This is a genomic window from Streptomyces sp. NPDC004610 (assembly GCF_040609715.1).
Taxonomy (GTDB): Bacteria; Actinomycetota; Actinomycetes; order Streptomycetales; family Streptomycetaceae; genus Streptomyces.
In genome coordinates, this window is sequence record NZ_JBEXLA010000010.1 from 204,497 (window position 1) to 224,524 (window position 20,028).

At 70.5% G+C, this 20,028-nt stretch carries 17 protein-coding genes; 7 read left to right on the forward strand and 10 right to left on the reverse strand.

The window, feature by feature from the left end:
• Nucleotides 1-5: 5 nt before the first annotated feature.
• The 4 genes from ABZX40_RS14045 to ABZX40_RS14060 all read right to left on the reverse strand — a co-directional run bounded on the left by ABZX40_RS14045 (nt 6) and on the right by ABZX40_RS14060 (nt 4,608).
• Entirely contained in the window at nt 6-1,781 is a 1,776-nt protein-coding gene (locus ABZX40_RS14045) for a glycoside hydrolase family 15 protein (protein WP_355735342.1), read from the reverse strand.
• A 324-nt stretch (nt 1,782-2,105) separates the two neighbouring features.
• Complete coding sequence (locus tag ABZX40_RS14050) at nt 2,106-2,900, reverse strand: SURF1 family protein (RefSeq protein WP_355735196.1); 795 nt, start codon at nt 2,898-2,900, stop codon at nt 2,106-2,108.
• Between the two features lie 373 nt (nt 2,901-3,273).
• Complete coding sequence (locus ABZX40_RS14055) at nt 3,274-3,507, reverse strand: hypothetical protein (protein WP_355735199.1); 234 nt, start codon at nt 3,505-3,507, stop codon at nt 3,274-3,276.
• Nucleotides 3,508-3,585: 78 nt separating this feature from the next.
• Nucleotides 3,586-4,608, reverse strand: a complete 1,023-nt coding sequence (locus tag ABZX40_RS14060; RefSeq protein WP_355735202.1) for a DEDDh family exonuclease — start codon at nt 4,606-4,608, stop codon at nt 3,586-3,588.
• Nucleotides 4,609-4,853: 245 nt separating this feature from the next.
• On the opposite strand from ABZX40_RS14060, the gene ABZX40_RS14065 reads away from it, so the two are divergent.
• From ABZX40_RS14065 to ABZX40_RS14075, 3 genes are all read left to right on the forward strand, one after another.
• A complete protein-coding gene (locus ABZX40_RS14065; protein WP_355735205.1) occupies nt 4,854-5,564 on the forward strand; it encodes a VIT family protein in 711 nt (236 codons plus the stop codon).
• A gap of 327 nt (nt 5,565-5,891) precedes the next feature.
• Nucleotides 5,892-6,902 (forward strand): sterol desaturase family protein, encoded by a 1,011-nt coding sequence (locus ABZX40_RS14070; RefSeq protein ID WP_355735208.1) that lies wholly within the window; start codon nt 5,892-5,894, stop codon nt 6,900-6,902.
• The gene (locus tag ABZX40_RS14075; RefSeq protein ID WP_355735211.1) at nt 6,899-7,687 is read left to right on the forward strand and encodes a lysoplasmalogenase; all 789 of its coding nucleotides are present in this window, start codon (nt 6,899-6,901) and stop codon (nt 7,685-7,687) included. The genes ABZX40_RS14070 and ABZX40_RS14075 overlap by 4 nt, the downstream gene beginning before the upstream one ends.
• 85 nt (nt 7,688-7,772) lie before the next feature.
• Here ABZX40_RS14075 and ABZX40_RS14080 read toward each other — a convergent pair whose 3' ends face one another.
• The 4 genes from ABZX40_RS14080 to ABZX40_RS14095 all read right to left on the reverse strand — a co-directional run bounded on the left by ABZX40_RS14080 (nt 7,773) and on the right by ABZX40_RS14095 (nt 13,839).
• Entirely contained in the window at nt 7,773-8,822 is a 1,050-nt protein-coding gene (locus ABZX40_RS14080; protein WP_355735345.1) for a CopD family protein, read from the reverse strand.
• 105 nt (nt 8,823-8,927) lie between these two features.
• Nucleotides 8,928-10,433, reverse strand: a complete 1,506-nt coding sequence (locus ABZX40_RS14085) for a CoA transferase (protein ID WP_355735213.1) — start codon at nt 10,431-10,433, stop codon at nt 8,928-8,930.
• A 233-nt stretch (nt 10,434-10,666) separates the two neighbouring features.
• The gene (locus ABZX40_RS14090; protein ID WP_355735216.1) at nt 10,667-12,184 is read right to left on the reverse strand and encodes a S8 family serine peptidase; all 1,518 of its coding nucleotides are present in this window, start codon (nt 12,182-12,184) and stop codon (nt 10,667-10,669) included.
• Between the two features lie 128 nt (nt 12,185-12,312).
• Nucleotides 12,313-13,839 carry a S8 family serine peptidase gene (locus ABZX40_RS14095; RefSeq protein WP_355735218.1) on the reverse strand — a complete coding sequence of 509 codons (1,527 nt, stop codon included), beginning with the start codon at nt 13,837-13,839 and terminating at the stop codon, nt 12,313-12,315.
• Nucleotides 13,840-14,208: 369 nt separating this feature from the next.
• Between ABZX40_RS14095 and ABZX40_RS14100 the strand changes: the two genes are divergently transcribed.
• From ABZX40_RS14100 to moaA, 3 genes are all read left to right on the forward strand, one after another.
• Complete coding sequence (locus tag ABZX40_RS14100) at nt 14,209-14,565, forward strand: DUF485 domain-containing protein (protein ID WP_355735221.1); 357 nt, start codon at nt 14,209-14,211, stop codon at nt 14,563-14,565.
• Nucleotides 14,562-16,199, forward strand: coding sequence for a cation acetate symporter (locus ABZX40_RS14105; RefSeq protein WP_355735224.1), 1,638 nt, complete (start codon nt 14,562-14,564; stop codon nt 16,197-16,199). The genes ABZX40_RS14100 and ABZX40_RS14105 overlap by 4 nt, the downstream gene beginning before the upstream one ends.
• A 1,155-nt stretch (nt 16,200-17,354) precedes the next feature.
• Complete coding sequence (moaA, locus tag ABZX40_RS14110; protein WP_355735226.1) at nt 17,355-18,344, forward strand: GTP 3',8-cyclase MoaA; 990 nt, start codon at nt 17,355-17,357, stop codon at nt 18,342-18,344.
• A gap of 10 nt (nt 18,345-18,354) precedes the next feature.
• On the opposite strand, the gene ABZX40_RS14115 is transcribed toward moaA, so the two are convergent.
• Together ABZX40_RS14115 and ABZX40_RS14120 are read right to left on the reverse strand one after the other, a co-directional pair.
• A complete protein-coding gene (locus ABZX40_RS14115) occupies nt 18,355-18,606 on the reverse strand; it encodes a hypothetical protein (RefSeq protein ID WP_355735228.1) in 252 nt (83 codons plus the stop codon).
• A 298-nt stretch (nt 18,607-18,904) separates the two neighbouring features.
• On the reverse strand, nt 18,905-19,285 hold the full coding sequence (locus ABZX40_RS14120) for a DUF3099 domain-containing protein (protein ID WP_355735231.1): 381 nt from the start codon (nt 19,283-19,285) through the stop codon (nt 18,905-18,907).
• A gap of 247 nt (nt 19,286-19,532) precedes the next feature.
• On the opposite strand from ABZX40_RS14120, the gene ABZX40_RS14125 reads away from it, so the two are divergent.
• The gene (locus tag ABZX40_RS14125; RefSeq protein WP_355735233.1) at nt 19,533-19,823 is read left to right on the forward strand and encodes a GlsB/YeaQ/YmgE family stress response membrane protein; all 291 of its coding nucleotides are present in this window, start codon (nt 19,533-19,535) and stop codon (nt 19,821-19,823) included.
• Nucleotides 19,824-20,028: the final 205 nt, after the last annotated feature.

A 20,028-nucleotide genomic window follows, 5' to 3' on the forward strand; every position in this document is an offset into this window, starting at 1 on the left:
GGCCCCTATGGTGCCCCGCCGCTCCCAAAGAGCGCGAGCGCGGAGTTCACCAGCCCGATATGACTGAACGCCTGCGGGAAGTTGCCCAGATGACGGCCCGTGTCCGGATCGCACTCCTCGGACAGCAGACCGACGTCATTGGTGAGCGATACCAGTCGTTCGAACAACGCGCGTGCCTCCCGTGTTCGACCGGTCATATGGAGCGCGTCCACGAGCCAGAACGAACAGACCAGAAACGCTCCCTCGCGCCCCGGCAGGCCGTCCACATTGCTCTCCTCGGCGGTGTACCGGCGCAGCAGCCCGCCGTGATCCAGCTCCGCGCGGATCGCGTCCACGGTGCCGATCACGCGCGGGTCGCGCGGTGAGAGAAAGCCCACGCGCGGGATGAGCAGCACCGAGGCGTCCAGCTCCTGGGAGCCGTAGTACTGCGTGAACGTGTTCCGTACCGGATCGAATCCGCGCTCGCACACCTCGCGGTGCACCTCATGGCGCATCGCCCGCCAGGCGTCCAGATCGCCGCCCAGCTCGGGCTGGGCCTCCAACGCCCGCACCGCGCGGTCGGCGGCCACCCACACCATCACCTTGGAGTGCACGAAGTGCCGCCGCTCGCCGCGCACCTCCCACAGTCCCTCGTCCGGCTGCCGCCACCGCTCGCTCAGCCACTCCATGAGCGCCCGCTGAAGCGCCCACATGTCGGGCCGTACGGCCAGCCCCTCGCGCCGGGCCAGCTCCAGGGAGTCCATGACCTCGCCGTACACATCCAGCTGGAGCTGGCGCACGGCCTCGTTGCCGATCCGCACCGGCGACGAACCGGCGAACCCGGCCAGCCACGGCACCTCCAGCTCCGGCAGCCGCCGCTCGCCCGCCAGGCCGTACATGATCTGCAGATCCGCCGGATCGCCGGCCATGGCCCGCAGCAGCCAGTCACGCCACGCCTCGGCCTCCTCCTGGTAGCCGACGGCGAGCAGCGCGCCGAGGGTGAGCGTGGAGTCGCGCAGCCAGCAGTACCGGTAGTCCCAGTTGCGCACCCCGCCCGGATCCTCCGGCAGCGACGTCGTGGGCGCCGCCACCACGCCCCCGGTCGGCTTGTACGTGAGCGCCTTGAGCGTGATCAGCGAACGCAGCACGGCCTCCCGATGCGGCCCCTGGTACGTGCACCGCGCGGTCCACGCGTGCCAGTCGTCCACACTGGTGCGCAGCGCCTGGAACGGGTTGGTGAGCGGCGGGCGGGGCTCGTGCGAGGGGTGCCAGGTCAGCACGAACGCGACCCGCTCACCCGGTCCGATCGTGAACTCCGAGTGCGTTCCGAAGTCCTCGCCCCAGGTGTGCACCGGCGGCTCGCTGCGCAGCCACACCGAGTCCGGGCCCGCGGTCGCCACCCGGTGGCCGTCGGACTTGCGCATCCACGGAACGATCGATCCGTAATCGAACCTGATCCGCAGCGTGCTGCGGACCGTGACCCGCCCGCGCAGCCCTTCCACGACACGTACGAGGTCGGGGGCCCGGTCGCGCTGCGGCATCAGGTCGGTGACCCGCACCGCCCCGTCGTCGGTCTCCCAGTCGGTGTCCAGGACGAGCGTGCCGGGGCGGTAGGCGCGCCGGGCGCAGCGCCCGGTGGCCCGTACGGGGGCGATGCGCCAGTGGCCGTTGTCCTCGTCGCCGAGGAGCTTCGCGAAGCAGGCGGCCGAGTCGAAACGGGGCAGGCACAGCCAGTCGACGGAGCCGTCCACGCCCACCAGGGCGGCGGTCTGCTCGTCGCCGATCAGGGCGTAGTCCTCGATGCGGTTGACGGGGCCCGGGTCACCGGCGGCCTGCCCACGCGCGCGGGTGTCGTTGGACGGGTGCACGGCTTCCGGGTTCCCGTACGGGGGAGTCGGCAATCGGGGATGAGGGCCGGGCGGGTGACAGGGACGGGGTGGGACATGTGTACGGGGCGGTGGCGAGGCGAGGCCGTGGGTGTGTCGGAGGGGCCCCGGGGGAAGAGGCGCCGTTCGGTGCGGGTACTGAGGGGTACCCGGGGGAGCGGGCGGGCGCTGGTGGGCGTGTCGCCTGTGCTGCACCCCAGGGGTGCCCGGGAAACGGCCGCCGCTCGGCGTGTCGCGGTGTTAGACCGCGGCCGGTTGCGGGTCCTGCGTCCGCTCCACGTCCGCCGGGTCCTTCTTGTCGCGGGCCTCCCGGCGCACCAGGATCACCCAGCCCACCGGCACCGCGGCGGCGAACAGCCACCACTGGATGGCGTACGCGTAGTTGAGCGCGGCGTCCTCGTTGCCGGGCTTTCCGATCAGCTGCGGTGTGCTGCCTTCGGGCGCGGGCGTGGTCTGGACGACATAGCCGCCGAGCACCTCGGCGTCGAGCCGGTCGGCCTCCCGCGCGCTGCTGACCAGCATGATCTGCCGGTCGGGAAGCCCCTCCAGGTTCTTGATCCCGCTCGCCTCGGTCGTCTCGTCGGGCATCAGCCGCCCGGTGACCGTGATCTCGCCGTCCGGCGGCGTGGGCACCTCGGGGAACGCGGTCTGGCTGGGACCGTCGGCCGGGATCCAGCCCCGGTTGACCAGCATCACCTTGCCGTCCGCCAGCACGAACGGCGTGAGGACGTGGAAGCCGACCTCCTCGTCGGCGTTGACCCGCCGTCTGACGACGACCTGCCGCTCGGTGTCGAAATGCCCGCGGGCGGTCACCGTGCGGTACCGCTCGCCGGTCGTGACCGTGTGCCCGGGGGACGTCAGCTCCTCCACCGGCACCGCCGGGGCGCCGAGCGCGTCGGCGACCAGGTCGTTGCGGGCGGTGCGCTCCTCGTAGCGGTGCATCTGCCAGAAGCCCAGCTCGATCATCGTCGGGATGAGCGCGACGGAGAGCAGGGTCAGCAGAATCCACTGCCGGGACAACAGGAAGCGGTACACCCCACGACCGTACCTCTCGGCGCGCGGCACGCCGTGCGCGGGGGTGGGAGGTGGGGTGGGGCCTGCGCCGAGGGGGATACCGGGATGCCGACCGGACGCTCACACGTGATCGTCGAACGAGAACGAGAACGAGAACGAGAACGGGTAACGAGAACGAGAACGGGCGATCGGGCGATCGTCGAACCTGGACAGGTGATTGTTCGAACGTGGACGGGTGATCGTCGACCGTTCTCTGGATGGCTGTTCGCTCAGCCGGTGATGGCCTGATGGCCTGCCGAAAGGCGAAGACGATCGTTCGCTTCAGGCGTGTGCGTGTGCGTGCGCGTGCTCGGATGTGTTCTCAGATGCGTTTCCCTGCATGTCGATCGTTCGATCAGACCCGGTCGACAATGCCCGTCCTTCCCTCCGCGCGGGCGCAGTGCGCACCGCAGAACCAGTGGCCGTCGACCTCCACCCCCTGCCCGATGATCTGCACCCGGCAGTGCTCGCAGATCGGTGCCATGCGATGGATCGCACAGGAGAAGCAGTCGAAGACATGCACCGCGCCCTGCGCGTGCACCTCGAAGGTCATTCCGTAGTGATTGCCGCATACCTCACATGTCGCCATGCGCCACAGGGTGAGCGGTCCGCCGGGCACGGGCGAGCGGCGGCCGGGCGAGTCGCGCACAATCACCCGTCCGTACGGTCACCCCTCCGACGCCGGCTCCACGTCCAGCAGCAACTGGCCGAAGGCCGCCTCGTCGACCACCGGCGTCCCGTACTGCCGCGCCTTGACCACCTTCGACGTACCCGAGTCCGGGTCATTGGTGACCAGCAGGCTCGTCAGCCGGGAGAGGCTGGTCGCCACATGCATCCCGGCCTCGATCGCCCGGTCCTCCAGCATCTCGCGCTCGACGGAGGTGTCCCCGGAGAACGCCACCCGCATGCCCTGCTTGAGCCGCCCGCCGTCCTCGTACCGCCCCGGGTTCGGATGCGGGCACGCGGGCCGCTTCCGCGCCGGCCGCCAGGTGCCCGGCCGGTAACTCCCGGAGCCGCCGTACCCGCCGTACCCGGAGCCCGAGCCGCCCGCCTGCTGCCCGATGCGCGGCGCCGACCCGTCCGACCACTCGGTCAGCGGACGGCACTCCTGCAACGGCAGCCGCAGCCCGCCCTCGGCCGCCGAGCGCAGACTCGGCCGGAACGCCTCGGCCAGTACCCGGGCGTCGTCCAGCGCGTGGTGCGCCCGCCGCTGGACCACACCGAAGTGCGCCGCGAGGGACTCCAGTTTGTGATTGGGCAGCGGCAGCGCGAGCGTCTTGGACAGAGCGATCGTGCACAGCCGCTGACGCACCGGCGGGCGGCTCTCCACGCGCACGTACTCCCGCGCGATCATCTGCCAGTCGAAGACGGCGTTGTGCGCCACCAGCACCCGGTCCGCGAGCCGCCGCCCGAACTCCTCGGCGATGTCCTGGAAGAGCGGCGCCGAATCGAGCTGGTCGGTCGTCAGACCGTGGATCCACACCGGTCCCGGATCACGCTCCGGATTGACCAGCGTGTACCAGTGGTCCTCGACCTCACCGCGCGCGTCCAGCCGGTAGACGGCCGCCGAGATGATCCGGTCGTCGCGGGCCAGTCCGGTCGTCTCCACGTCGACGACCGCGTACCCCGTCGGATAGGCGGTCGGCCACGGCAGAGGCAAGGACCCCGCCGTCGTAAGGTCTTCGAGCATGGTCACTGAGGATACGGGCCCGGACTGACAGTGCGTCGAGTCGCCCCGTGAACCCGCCCCGCGCGGCACCGGAACCGGCACCCGCGCGCGGGACGCCCCCTCAAGGCCGCGTCCACATACGGAAGTTCGTCTTCAGGTGCTCCCGCCGGGGCTGACCAGTGACATTCCCTCGGACGCGCCCGGTCGCCTCCGGCGTGCACGAGTCGGTACGCGCGTGCGCGTGCCCCGGGTGCGATCCTCGCGGTGTGACACAACCAACGCACGACGAGGCCCATGGAGGCGCGCTCGGAGAGCGGCTCAACTGGCTGCGGGCGGCGGTGCTCGGCGCCAACGACGGGATCGTGTCCACGGCCGGCATCGTCGTCGGCGTGGCGGGCGCCACCGGCGACCGCTCGGCCCTGCTGACCGCCGGTCTGGCCGGACTGCTCGCCGGATCGATGTCCATGGCGGCGGGGGAGTACGTCTCGGTGTCCACCCAGCGCGACTCCGAACTGGCCGCCATCGCCCTGGAGAAGCGCGAACTCCGCGAGCAGCCGGAAGCCGAACTGGAGGAGCTGACCGAACTGCTCCAGGGCCGTGGCCTGTCCCGGGAAGTGGCCCGCGAGGCCGCCGTCCAGCTGACCCGGCGTGACGCGCTCAAGGCGCACGCCAGCGTCGAGCTGGGCATCGATCCCGATCAGCTGACCAACCCGTGGCACGCCGCCTGGGCGAGCTTCCTGTCCTTCACCGTGGGCGCGCTGCTGCCGCTGCTGGCGATGGTGCTGCCCCCGGCCGACCGGCGGCTGCCGGTCACCGTGGTCTCGGTGCTGGCCGCCCTGGTCCTCACCGGCTGGAGCAGCGCCCGCCTCGGCTCCGCCGACCCCCGGCGGGCGGCGCTGCGGAACGTCGCGGGCGGCATCCTCGCGATGGGCGTCACCTATGCGGCCGGGACGCTGCTGGGGGCGACGGGGGTATGAGCGATCGTTCCTGGTGGAACGGCGCGGATCTGATCGTTCGATCACGTATCCCGGTGATCGATCACCCCCCACTTGCCCTGCTTGATCCACGCGCCCGCCCCGCCCCACTCGTCGCGGTCGGGTGACCGTTCCTGGTCGAGGCCCGGGCGGTCTGGAGCGGTCCGGGGCGGTCCGGGGCGAGTGCGCGACGGTCCCGGCGCGGGTGCACGGCGGACCAGAGCGGGCGGTCCATTGGCGGAGACCGCCAACAATTCCGGCCGTACCGCCGGTAATACTTGTCGGTAACAACGTCTAGTCGCGGCCGACCGGCCGTCCTACCGTGCCTGCATGCCGAACCTGCCCGATGTCGTGCTGTGGTCGATCCCGGCCTTCGTCCTGCTCACCGTGATCGAAATGATCAGCGTGCGCGTCCACCCCGACGAGGACGCCGCCGGCTACGCGGCCAAGGACGCCGCCACCAGCGTCACCATGGGCCTCGGCAGCCTGGCCTTCGACCTTCTGTGGAAGATCCCGATCGTCGCGATCTACACGGCGGTCCACGAACTGACCCCGCTGCGCGTTCCCGTGCTCTGGTGGACGATCCCACTGATGCTGCTCGCCCAGGACTTCTTCTACTACTGGTCCCACCGGGGCCATCACGTCATCCGCGTCCTGTGGGCCTGCCATGTGGTCCACCACTCCAGCGAGAAGTTCAACCTCACCACCGCCCTGCGCCAGCCCTGGACGTCGCTGACGGTCTGGCCGTTCTACGTTCCGCTGATCGCCGCGGGTGTTCATCCGGCCGCGCTGGCGTTCTGTTCCTCGGTCAACCTGGTCTACCAGTTCTGGATCCACACCGAGCGGATCGACCGGATGCCGCGATGGTTCGAGTACGTCTTCAACACGCCCTCCCACCACCGCGTCCACCACGCCTCCCAGGGCGGCTATCTCGACCGTAACTTCGGCGGCATCCTGATCGTCTGGGACCGTTTGTTCGGTTCGTTCATCGCCGAGACCGAACGCCCCGTCTACGGCCTCACCAAGAACATCCACACCTACAACCCGCTCAAGGTCGCCACACACGAGTACATCGCCATCGCCAGGGACCTGAAGACGGCCGCCGACTGGCGCGAACGCGCCGGCCGCGTCTTCCGCAGTCCGGGCTGGCAACCGGCGGACCACCGCGCAGAGGCCGACAAGAACGCCGACAAGAACGCCGACGAGAACGCTGACAGGGACTCCGACAGAACCGCCAGGGACAACGCCGGGCAGAGCGACGGCGGGAACGTCGCCAAGAGGGCCGGCAAGGGCACCGCCGAGAAGGCAGGCAAGGCCACCGAAGAGACCGTGGTCGTGTGATGGACCGGACCCGTACGCCCTCCGCCCCGCCCGCCACCGGTCCGCTTCCCCCGCGCCCCACCCCCGGCCGGTCGGCCCTCGGGTGGCTCGTCCCGGCGCTGTTCGGCCTCGCGGTCGCCGCCGACCTCGGCTCCCTGCTGGCCGGGTACGACGCCGGGCACCTGGCCGCCAAGCCGCTGCTGTTGCCCCTGCTGGCGGCCTGGGCCGCCCTGCGCGGGGCGTCCCGGCTGCTGATCGCCGCCCTGCTGTGCGGCTGGGGCGGAGACGTCCTGCTCCTCTCCGACGCCGAACCCGCCTTCCTGGCCGGCATGGGCTCGTTCGCCGTCGGGCACGTGTGCTACCTCGTGCTGTTCCGCCGCACCCGCTCCACCGCGCGGAGCGCGGCCCGGACGCCGGGTACGTCGGCCGCCGGGTCGAGGGCGAGGGGGCGGGCCTCGTCACCCTCCCGCGGGCGTGCCGCCCTGCTCGCCCCCGTCTATGCGCTCGCCCTCGTCGGCACCGTCGCCCTGCTCTGGCCCGATCTGCCGACCGACCTCAGGATCCCGGTGGCCGCCTACAGCGCCCTGCTCACGGCGATGGCCTACCTCGCGGCCACCCGCGTCGGCCTGGTCGCCGGAATCGGCGGCGCGCTCTTCCTGCTCTCCGACACGCTGATCGCCACAGGCGTCGCCGAGTGGCCGCAACCGCCCCGGCCGGACTTCTGGGTGATGCTCACCTACGTCGCCGCGCAGTTCCTGCTCACACGCGGCGTATTGAGCGAACGATCAGTACGAATCGAGGCGTAGGGCCCGTTCGCCCCACCGACCGGACGAACCGTGCACGATCACTCCCCGGACAAACGATCAGCATCACCGTCACCAGCGCGCCCGCTCACCAGCGGATCGGCACCGGCAGGGCCGTCAGCAGTCCCGAGACCGCCACGACCACCCCCAGCGCCACCACCTCCGCCCGCGCGGGCGCGTACGCCGTCAGTGGATCGGACACACGGCGCAGCCGGTTCCGCGCCGACAGCGCCAGCGCGGACACGACGACCACGAGCAGCACCTTGGCGAGCAGCACCCGCCCGTACGCCGTCTCCGTGAACTGCTCGACCACCGTCTCCGGCGGCATCCGCCGCAAGGTGCTCCAGATGCCGCTCGCGGTGGTCGCCGCGAGCAGAACGGCGGCCACGCGCGCGTAGAGCCCCAGCAGCGCGGCGCCCGAGGCGGCGTCGGCACTCGTACGGGTACCGGCACCGTCACCCTTGGCGGACCCCGCGCTCCACAGGCGCAGCGTCCGCAACGCGTACACCAGGCCGCCGACCCACAGCGCCGAGCACGTCACATGGACCAGCGTCAGCGCCGATCCGACCAGCGGGCTGTGCTCGACCGTGGGATGCGCGCGCAGGGCCTCCGCCACGGCGATCGCCGCCAGCGGCCACACCTGCGCGCGCGGGCTGCCGAACAGCACCAGAAGCCCCGCCAGCGCGAACGCGTTGATCTCCAGCAGGGCGAGCTTCCCGTCCCGCGACGCGTACAGGCCACCGACGTCGATCTCGCCGAGGTCGCCCGGCACGAGGTTCCCGGTCGCGACCACCGAGGCCAGCCCCAGCGCGGCCAGGAACCCCGCCCCGGCCGCGTACAGCGCCCAACTGCGCGGGCGGGCCTCGGGGGCGCCCGGCAGCCGCCCGGCGAGCCGCTGCACGAACAGCTCACCGACCGGAACGCACAACGCCGCGAACAGCAGCGTGCGCAGCAGGGCGATGCCACCCACACCCGGTGCCGGGTCCTCCCCGGTGCCGTGGAGCGCGGCGGAGGGCCCCAGCAGCGGTATCAGCGCGCCCAGCGTCACCAGGACGAGCACGGCGACGGCCCGGCCCGTTCCGGGGCGCCGCTCGTCGGGGCCACCGTCACCGGCGGTCTCGGCGGTCGGTCGTATCAAGGTCACCTCAAGATCATCACCAGTCGCGCACAACCGGGCAAGGCCCGGAGGGCGACGGGCAGGACCGCATTCCGGCCATACGTACGATTCCGGCAGGCATCGTACTCATGACCATCGGGGCGTGTCGGAGCCCCATGGCACAGGGGCGGTCGCCCAGTCCGTCGGCCCTCCGTCGAAGGCCACCGGCGGGAGCGCGTACCGCAGCCGCCCCACCCGGCTGTCCCGCTCGGCGAGCCATGGTCCGGGCCCGCCATGGGCGGCGGCCCCCCGTGCGCCCGACAACTCGCCGGACAGGCTCCGTCGGCGGTCCGGCGTGTCCGTCTCCCCGGCCGGCGTGTCCGGGGCGGGTTCCGCCGTGTCCGAGGTCACCCCCGCCCTCTGCAGGCCCCGCGCGCGTGCCCCGTCCTTCAGCCACTCGGCCGTCCGCGCCAGGGCGACCCGCACCACGCGCGCGTCCCCGTCCTTCGCCCGTTCGGTGAGCGCGCGCAGGACACCGGCCGCGAGCAGATACCCCGTGCCGTGGTCGAGGGCCTGCGCCGGAAGCGCGCCGGGCCGCTCGGAGGTGCCCTCGATCGCCGCGATGCCGGTGGCGACCTGGACGAGGCTGTCGAAGCCCCGACGGCCGCCCCAGGGCCCGTACGCACCCCACGCCGACAACTGCGCCACGACCAGGCCGGGTCGCCGCTCGGCCAGCGCCCGCGCGGACAGCCCCAGACGGTCCAGTGCGCCCGGACGATAGCCCGTGACGACGACGTCCGCCGCGCCGAGCAGGTCCTCGAACCGGTCCCGGTCCGCCGTCAGGTCCAGCGTCGCCGAGCGTTTCCCGAAACCCGTGTCGATGTGCTGGTCGGGGAGTTCGGGCAGCCAGGGCGGGTCCAGGCGCAGCACGTCCGCGCCCAGCAGGGCGAGCGTCCGGGTGGCGACCGGGCCCGCGATGACCCGGGTCAGATCCAGCACGCGCAGCCCGGCGGCCGGAAGCAGCGGGGAGCCCGTCAAGGGCACCGGCCCGCGCGCGGGCCCGGCGGCACCGAGCCGCTCGCGTTCCACCAGAGGCCGGGCGGCCACGGCAACCGCCTGCTCGTGCGCGGCCCACTCCCGCGGTGTCCGCAGCGCGACGGCGAGGCCCCCGGCGCCCTGGACCGTCTCCTCCACCTCCAGGGCGGCCCGCCCCGAGAGCACCTCACCGACCGCCTCGGCCGGGGCGTCCTGGGGCAGTGCGAGGGCGTCCAGCAGCCGCCGCCGGTGATGCGGATAGTTGGCATGGGTGCGGACCCAGCCGTCCGCCACCGGCCAGAACCGGGACAGCGGCGCGAACGAGACCGGCGCTCGCCCGTCGATCAGCAACTGCCGCTCGCTGGTGAACGCGGCGGCCACCGCCCCGTCGTCCACCCGGACCCCTGGCACGCGCGCGAGTGCTGCCTCTGCTCCCGCACCCGCCCGAAGCGCCGCCAACTCCGCCGCCGCCAGTGCGCACACGCTCACACAGGCCCGCGCCAGCTCCCGGACCGGCAGATGTGCCGGGAGCGTTCCTGATCGTTCGATCACGGCGAGCCGGTCGAGCATGGCCGGATCACCGCCCAATGCGGCCCACGCGTACGAAGTCTCATGCATAAGGGCACTATGCGGGACGGGCACGCCCCGACCGAGCGCCGGGCGTGTCGTACGGGCAAGGGACCCAAGAAACAAGAACGGGGCGCACGAAGGGCCCGAGCGAACGAACATCCGCCCGGCCCCTCCGTGCGCCTTTGATCACCGATCACACCGTGGACACCTGAACAGCCTCCCCCGAAGCGCCCACCATGGCTACGGCTACGGCTACGGCTACGGCACCGCTCAGGCCGCCGTTACTTCGTCACCGCGTCCAGCGCGTCCGCCGTGCCCCAGCCGTAGAAGCCGTTGTAGTTCTTCGGCCCCTCGCACACCGCGTCGACCTTGCCGTCGCCGTTGATGTCGTACGGGTTCGTGCACGCCGTGGCGTCGGCCTGCGCGTACAGCAGGGCCTTGACCAGGGCGGGCGGCGCGTACGGGTGCGTCGACTTGATGAGCGCGGCGACACCCGCGACATGCGGCGACGCCATCGACGTACCGGCCATGTAGCCCCATCGGCCGCCGGGCAGGGTGCCCAGGATCAGGCCGCTGGTCGCCGGGGGCGCCGGGGTCTGATAGGCCGTCGAGTCGCCGCCGGGCGCGGCGATGTCGATGACGTCCCGGCCGTGGTTGGAGAACGACGACTTCAGTCCCTTGGCGCCGGTCGCCGCGACCGTCACGATGCCCGGCAACTGGGTCGGTATGTCGTAACACTCGGACGGATCGATCACGCGCTCACCCGGCGTGGAGTCGTTCGGCGAGCCGGGGTCGGTGATCTCGTCGGCCGCGAGGTCGTAGTTCTCGTTGCCGGCCGCGGCGACGTTCACCGCGCCTTTCTTCTCCGCGTACTTCGAGGCCCGGGTGATCGCTTCGACCAGGGCCTTCTGGTCCGGGTCGTTCTTGCAGTTGAAGTACCACGGGTCGGTGTAATAGCTGTTGTTCGTCACATCGACGCCATGCTCGGCGGCCCACACGAAGCCGCACACCACGGCCTCGGTGTAGAAGAACCCGGCGGTCGTGGACACCTTGATGCCCGAGACCTTCACTCCGGGCGCCACACCGGTCATGCCGACGCCGTTCTTCGCCGCGGCGATCTCACCGGCCACATGGGTGCCGTGCGGGCTCTCCGCCGCGTTCGGCCGCCAGGCCCCGTCACGGGTGTCCGGCTTGCCCGTCACACAGTTGACGGACGCCGCGCGGTCGAAGTTCGGGGCGATGTCGGGGTGCGTGTCGTCCACACCCGTGTCGATCACCGCGACGGTGACCTTGCTGCTGCCGAGCGACTTCTCGTGGGCCTTGTCCGCCTTGATGGCGGGCAGGTTCCACTGGAGCGGTTGCAGCGGGTCCTGGCCGGCCTCCGCGTCGGCGGCGGCCACCTCCTCCGCCGTGAGCACCTTCGGCGTGCCCATGTCCGTGGTCGACTGCGCGGGCAGCGGCGCGGTGCGCGTCGAACCGGCCGACTGTACGCCCCGCACCTTTCTGATCGTTTGAGCGAACTCGGTGTTCGCCGAGTGAACCACGATCACACCGATCTGGTCGTACGCCTGAACGATCGTGCCACCGGCCGCGGCGATGGCCTTCTTCACGGCGGCCGAGGAGCCGCGCCCCTGGCTCACGTTCACGACATAGCTGAGCGAGGGCCCCTCCGCGGCGGGCGCGGCGACGGGCTCCGCGGCGGCGGCATTGACGTTCGGCAGGAACGCCACGGCGGTGGCCACGGCCATGCCGACCGGGATCGCGAGGGCACGGCGGTGGCGCGAGTGGGACGCGGTCATGATGAGAGTCTCTCCAGTTCGTCCGCGTGCGGAGCGGACCTCGGTGAGCTGTTCGGGCAGGTGGGTGACGCAGTCGGCCGCGGTCGCGGCGCGGCCCGTGGCAACGGAACCGCGCCGCGAAGGGCGTACTACCTCACCGCGCGGAGCGCGTTGACGATTCCGGCGCCGTAGAAGCCGTTGGAGTGCTTGCCGCCCTCGCACACCGCGTCCTGCGTACCGTCGCCGTCCTGGTCGTAGGACGCGGGGCAGGCCGTGTCGTCCGCCTGGGCCTTCAGCAGCCGCTGGAGCTGCGCCGGGGACGCCTTCGGGTGCTCGGACTTCAGCAGCGCGGCCACGCCCGCCGCGTGCGGCGCCGCCATCGAGGTGCCTTGCAGGAAGCCGTATGCGTTGTTCGGCATGGTCGACAGGATGCGGCCGTTCTTGGACGGTGTGTCGGGGATCTGGTAGATCCGGTCGCCGCCCGGCGCCGCCACGTCGACGACCCTCTCACCGTAGGAGGAGTAGTACGACTTGATGTTCTTCACGCCCGTCGCGCTGACCGTCACGACGCCCGGCAGCTGGGTCGGCACGTCGAAGCACTCGCTCGGGTCGATCGTCCGCTCGACCGGCGTGGAGTCGTCGGGGCTGGAGTCGTCCAGGATCGCGTCCGAGGCCAGATCGTGGTTGGAGTTGCCGGCCGAGGCCAGGTGCAGTGTGCCCTTCTTCTGGGCGTACAGCTGCGCACGGTTCACCGCGTCGACGATCGCCCTCTGGTCCGGGTCGTCCATGCAGTTGTAGAGCCACGGGTCCACGTAGTAGCTGTTGTTCGTTATCTCGACACCGTGATCGGCTGCGAACACGAACGCGCAGACAACGTTCTCCGGGTAGAACAGCCCGTTGTCCGGGTCGCTCACCTTGATGCTGGACACCTTGACGCCAGGGGCCACCCCGGCGACGCCTATGCCGTTGCGGGCGGCGGCTATCTCACCGGCGACATGGGTGCCGTGGTAGTCCTGGGCGGTGTACGGCCGCCAGGCGCCCTCACTGGTGTCGGCCACCCCGCCGACGCAGTTCGCCGACTGCGACGCGGAGAAGTTCGGGGCGAGGTCCGGGTGGGTGTCGTCCACGCCCGTGTCGATCACCGCGACCGTGACCTTCGAACTACCCGGGTTGATCTTCGCCGCCTTGTCCGCGCCGATCGCGCGCAGATCCCACTGATCGGCCTCCAGGGGCTCGCTGCCGGGCGTGGCGGCGGCTCTCACCTCGGCCGCCTCGGCAGAGGTCAGATAATCCGCCGCGCCCTGGTCCGTGGTGCCCGCGGCGACCAGGGGAGCGGTACGGGTCGCGCCCGCCGACTGCACCCCGCGCACCGCGCGCATCACCGGACCGAAGTTCGGGTTGGCCGAATGAACAACGATCACCCCGATGTTCGCGTAGGTGGCCACGACCCTGCCGTCGGCCGCCACGATCGCCTTCGTCACCGACTCGATCGTGCGCCGGTCCGTCCTGGTGTTCACCACGTACGCCAGGCTCGGCGCGTCCTGTGTCGCCCGGACACCGCTCTCCACGGGGGAGGCGGCCGTCGCGGTCGCCGGCAGGAAGCCGAGCGAGGCGGTCAGTGACAGTACGACGGGCACGGCGAGCGCGAGCCGGCGTCTGGAAGGCAGATGAGCCATGGGGTCTCCACATCATCCGGAAAACGGGACCGGCCCAGACACAGGTGGCGTCCGGGCAGGTACATGACGGGTGGTGCAGGGTGAAGTTATCTCCCGAACTCGCTGGCCAGCAATGACCAGAGGCGACGACTTCGGAAAGAACTGATCGAGGTTGAACCGGTCCTCGCGTGGCGCCGTGCACGTTGGACAGGGAGCCGAGCACGATCGACGCCTCCCCGTGGATCACGCACCCGGCCACCACTGTCACGGCCGATCAGATGATCCGCCCCAGCACAAGGACAGATCCGCATGTCCGTACCGCAACCGTCCCCGATCCCCGACCGCGCCCCGACACCTGTGGGCGGCGCACCCGCAACGCGAGGAGACTCCGTGGCCACCGAGACACCGCCACCTTCGAAACCGGAGCACCGGCTCCCCTCGACCGAGGAATTCACCCAGGTGCAGGAGAGTGCGGAGTTCGGTGAACTGCGCCACTCCTACCGTTCGTTCGCGTTCCCGCTGACCGTCGCCTTCATCGCCTGGTACCTGCTCTACGTCCTGCTGTCGAACTACGCGGGCGGCTTCATGGGCACCAAGCTCTTCGGCAACATCAATGTGGCCCTGGTCCTGGGCCTCGCCCAGTTCGTCACCACGTTCCTGATCGCTTGGTGGTACGCGCGGATCGCCGCGAACAAGTTCGATCCCAAAGCACAAGCGATCAAGTCCCGGATGGAGGGCGGCGAATGAGCCAGTCGATCACGCTCGCGACCAGCGAAACACTCGCGTCGACGGCGGCGAGCGAACACCGGACGCTCATCATCAGCCTGTTCGCCGCCTTCGTGGTGGCCACCCTGTTCATCACCATCTGGGCCGGACGGCAGACCAAGGACGCCGCCGACTTCTATGCGGGGGGCCGCCAGTTCACCGGCTTCCAGAACGGCCTGGCCGTCGCGGGCGACTACATGTCCGCCGCGTCCTTCCTCGGTATCGCGGGCGCCATCGCCCTCTCCGGCTACGACGGCTTCCTGTACTCCATCGGCTTCCTCGTCGCCTGGCTGGTCGCCCTGCTGCTGGTCGCCGAGCCGCTGCGCAACTCCGGCCGCTACACCATGGGCGACGTGCTCGCCTACCGGATGCGCCAGCGACCGGTACGGACCGCGGCCGGCACCTCCACCATCGTCGTGTCGATCTTCTATCTGCTCGCCCAGATGGCCGGCGCCGGTGTGCTCGTCTCCCTGCTGCTGGGCATCACCAGCGACGCCGGAAAGATCGGGATCGTCGCCCTGGTCGGTGTTCTGATGATCGTCTATGTCACGATCGGCGGTATGAAGGGCACCACCTGGGTGCAGATGGTCAAGGCCGTGCTCCTCATGACAGGGGCGCTGCTGCTCACCTTCCTGGTGCTGCTCAAGTTCGATTTCAACATCTCCGATCTGCTCGGCACCGCCGCCGACAACAGCGGCAAGGGAGCCGCCTTCCTGGAACCCGGCCTCAAGTACGGCGTGTCGGAGACCACCAAGATCGACTTCATCTCGTTGGGGATCGCCCTGGTGCTCGGCACCGCCGGTCTGCCGCACATCCTGATCCGCTTCTACACGGTCCCCACCGCCCAGGCCGCCCGTAAGTCCGTGATCTGGGCGATCGGCCTGATCGGCGCGTTCTACCTGATGACCCTCGCGCTCGGATTCGGCGCGGCGGCACTCATCAGTCCCGAGGAGATCACCGCGTCCAACAAGGCCGGAAACACTGCGGCGCCCCTGCTCGCGCTCCATCTGGGCGGCGTCGACTCCAACTGGGGCGCGATCCTGCTGGCCACCATCTCCGCGGTCGCCTTCGCCACGATCCTCGCGGTCGTCGCGGGCCTCACCCTCGCCTCGTCGAGTTCGTTCGCCCATGACATCTACGCCAATGTGATCAAGCGCGGCACGGCCACCGAGAAGGAGGAGGTCCGCGCGGCCCGCCTGGCGACCGTCGGTATCGGCGCCGTCTCGATCCTGCTCGGCGCGCTCGCCCGCGATCTGAACGTCGCCGGCCTGGTCGCCCTCGCCTTCGCCGTCGCCGCCTCCGCCAACCTGCCCACGATCCTCTACAGCCTTTTCTGGAAGCGGTTCACCACCCAGGGCGCGCTGTGGTCGATCTACGGCGGCCTGGTCACCGCGGTCGGCCTGGTGCTGTTCTCCCCGGTGGTCTCCGGCAAGGCCACGTCGATGTTCCCCGACGTCGACTTCCACTGGTTCCCCCTGGAGAACCCGGGCATCGTCTCGATCCCGGTCGGCTTCCTGCTCGGCGTCATCGGCACCTTCCTGTCGAAGGAGGAGCCGGACAAGGGCAAGTACGCCGAACTGGAGGTCCGCTCGCTCACCGGCACCGGGGCGCACTGACCGAGCGCGGTTGGGGGGCACCGGGGAGGCTGGTCCCGCGCGGGAAGCGGCTCAGTCGGGTCCGCTGTCGGCGCCTGGGGGAGCGGACGAGTCCCGGTCCCGCGCGCGGGGGCTCGCCACGGTGGTGCCCTCCGTGGGGGCGTCACCGGCGGTCCCGCTCCCGCGCGCGGGGACCCGCTGTACGGAGAGAACAGCAGGTCGGCAGACGCAGACGGTCCTACTCTCGCGCTCGGTGTCCCGCTCCGCTCGGCCGGGATCGGGCCGAAGTGCTCGCCCCCGCCCCCGCTCCCGCGTGGGGGAGCCCGCTCCCCGGCCACTACCGCCGTCACCGCCGGGGTCCCTTCCCTCGTCGCGCGCGGGACGGCCGCGGTGCGAACCTCCCTTCGGGCGCCGCGAGAAGCCTCCGCCGTCCCGTGCAGCAGGCCGCTCCACGAACCTCGGCGTCGGTGACGACCGGCGCGAGCCCGGTCCCGTGCGCGACAAGGCCGCGGCCGTGGCACGTTCTGAGGGGCTACACGCCGGAGCCTGGTCCCACGCGCGGGAGGCCACCCCACCAGGCTCGGCCGGCACCCGGACACCACAGCCGAGCCCCGTTCCTCGCTCTCGGAGGGCCGGGCTCGTCCGGGGACGAGAGCTGAGTCATGGCCTTGGCCGGGCCCTCACCCGCAGGAGGCCCCTGAGCTTCGCCCACACCGGATCCGCGATCCCGAATCCAGCTCCGCGAGCGGGAGACCCGCCCACCGACGGGCCGTATCCGGCCCCGATCCGGCCCCGGCCGCCCTCCCTGATCGGTTCCTCGCCCCCCTGATCGGCTCTCCCCCCAGCCCGCCCTCCCCGATCCGCCGCCCGACCCGGGGCCTCCACCCCCCCACCCAGCCCCTCAGCCTTCCCGGACCCCACCCAGCCACACCACACCAACCACCGTTTCGATCAACCGATCGTAGGGATCTACGACATGACCGCACGATCCCTCGTCGGATCACGCACATCCGAATGTCTGAACGGTCGCGTAGGCTCGCTGGTGTCGGAAGCCTGGAACGTTTGTGATCGGTCGGCCGTTGATCGGGTTGAGCGATGATCGAACAGACCAATGATCGACCTGGCCGATGATCGATCGAACTGACCGATGATCCAGGACGAGGGAAGGGGGTCCCCGTGCTCATCGACACTTACGGACGAGTGGCCACCGACCTGAGGGTCTCACTCACCGACCGCTGCAATCTGCGCTGTACGTACTGCATGCCCGAAGAGGGCCTGCAATGGCTGGCGAAGACCGATCTGCTGACGGACGACGAGATCGTCCGCCTGATCGACATCGCGGTCACCTCCCTCGGTATCGAAGAGGTCCGCTTCACCGGCGGCGAGCCCCTGCTGCGCCCCGGCCTGGTCGGCATCGTGGAGCGGGTCGCCGCCCTCGCACCCCGCCCGCAGATGTCCCTGACCACCAACGGCATCGGCCTCAAGCGCACCGCCACCGCCCTCAAGGCCGCCGGCCTGGACCGGGTGAACGTCTCACTGGACACCCTCCGGCCCGACGTCTTCAAGACCCTCACCCGCCGCGACCGCCACCAAGACGTCATCGACGGTCTGACCGCCGCCCACGAGGCCGGACTGACCCCGGTCAAGGTCAACTCCGTACTGATGCCGGGGCTCAACGACGACGAGGCCCCCGACCTCCTCGCCTGGGCGGTCGAGCGAGGCTATGAACTGCGCTTCATCGAGCAGATGCCCCTCGACGCCCAGCACGGCTGGAAGCGCGACGGAATGATCACGGCCGGTGACATCCTGACCTCCCTGCGCACCCGTTTCACCCTCGCCCCCGAGGGCGAGCAGGCCCGGGGCTCGGCACCCGCCGAACGCTGGCTGGTGGACGGCGGGCCGCACCGCGTCGGTGTCATCGCCTCCGTCACCCGCCCCTTCTGCTCGGCCTGCGACCGCACCCGCCTGACCGCCGACGGCCAGGTCCGCACGTGTCTGTTCGCCCGCGAGGAGACGGACCTGCGCGCGGCTCTGCGCTCCGGCGCCCCCGACGAGGAGATAGCCCGTATCTGGCGGCTGGCGATGTGGGGCAAGAAGGCCGGCGCGGGCCTGGACGACCCGACGTTCGTCCAGCCGGACCGGCCGATGTCCGCGATCGGCGGCTAGCGGCGCCGCCCTACGCCCCCGCCCCCTCCTCGCCGTCCATGTCCCATTCCTCGAACCGGACGACATCCTTCAGGAACCCCCGCACCCCCAGGAACTGAGACAGATGCTCGCGATGTTCTTCGCACGCGAGCCAGGTCTTCCGCCGCTCGGGCGTGTGCAGCTTCGGGTTGTTCCACGCCAGCACCCACACCGCACCGGCGCGACAGCCCTTCGCGGAACAGATGGGTGATGCGGGATCAGGGGTCGTCGGAAAGACGTTCACCCTCCGACCCTAACCTGACCGGCACATGGCCTGATCACATGATCGTCACTGCCTGATCACTCGATCAAAACCCACCCCGAAGATCGTCTGAGATCCTCTGATCATTCGATGCGGTCGCGGTGATCAGGTCGCACAAAAGGCGACGCCGAGCAGCCACGGGGGGAGCTGCCCGGCGTCGGTCTGTCGCTCCGACGGGGGATGCGGAGCGCGTACGAAGTATGTCATGGGTAACCGCCCGCCCGGCACCGGAACAACATGATTGATCTGAGCTTTTACCGACAGTGGAATTGCACTCTGTCTAGGCGGACCGCTCGGTGTGTCCGGCCGCGCCGTCCTCCGTCGCGGATTCCGTGAAGCTCCCGTCCGCGGCTCGCGGGGGCATGATCATCGGCTTGGGCTCCACGGTCACGAACGTCGTCGGCAGCGACGAAACGTTCTCCCGTCCGGCGTTGGCGACCACCACCGCGATATAGGGGAGGACCACCCCGAGCACCAGCGCCACGATCGCGACGTGCCGTTCGACGTTCCACAGCACCGCCGCGAGGACGACTGACACCGTGCGCACGGACATCGAGATGATGTACCGGCGCTGCCGTCCACGGACATCGTCCTGGAGTCCCTGCCGGGCCCCGGTGATCCGGAACACCTGGGCGCCGTCGCCGTCGCGCTGCTTCCGCATCACACTCCACCATCCGCCCACAGGGAATTCGTCCCCGTCCCGATCCCGGCCCGCACCGGCGGCAGGGCCGGCCCGGACAACGTCCACGTTACGCCGCGACTGCGCCGCATTCGAGACCGGGTCACCCTGCCGCCTGCGCGAACGTCCCGGGCCATGAACCGTACGGACGAACCCGACATGCGCCGTACGCCCACCGGGCCGACACTGGGCGGTATCTGCTCACGTCGGGCGGTGCGAGGAGGTAGTCATGGGCTGGTTGTGGGCCATCATCGTGGGATTCGTGCTCGGTCTGATCGCCAAGGCCATCATCCCGGGCAAGCAGCACAGCCCGCTCTGGCTGACCACGATCTTCGGCATGCTCGGCGCGCTTGCCGGCAACGCCATCGCCCGCGGTCTGGGGGTCGCCGCGACCCCGGGCATCGACTGGAGCCGCCATCTGTTCCAGCTGGTCGCCGCGATCATCATCGTCTTCCTCGGCGACATGGCCTACACGGCGACGCTGGGCAAGCGCAAGCAGCAGCGCACCCAGCACACCTGACGCACCCCACCGCCGCCACGGCGACCGGAGTGCGGGCGATCGAATGATCATGCGGTGCCACGATCGAACGACCGTGGCACCGCATTGACGATCGAATGAGCGATCGATTGAGTCATCGACAGGGCAATGGTCGGAGTGATCGCCAGAGTGATCGATTGTGCAATCGATCAGACCCCACTCACCGCCGATCAGACGTCACTCAGTC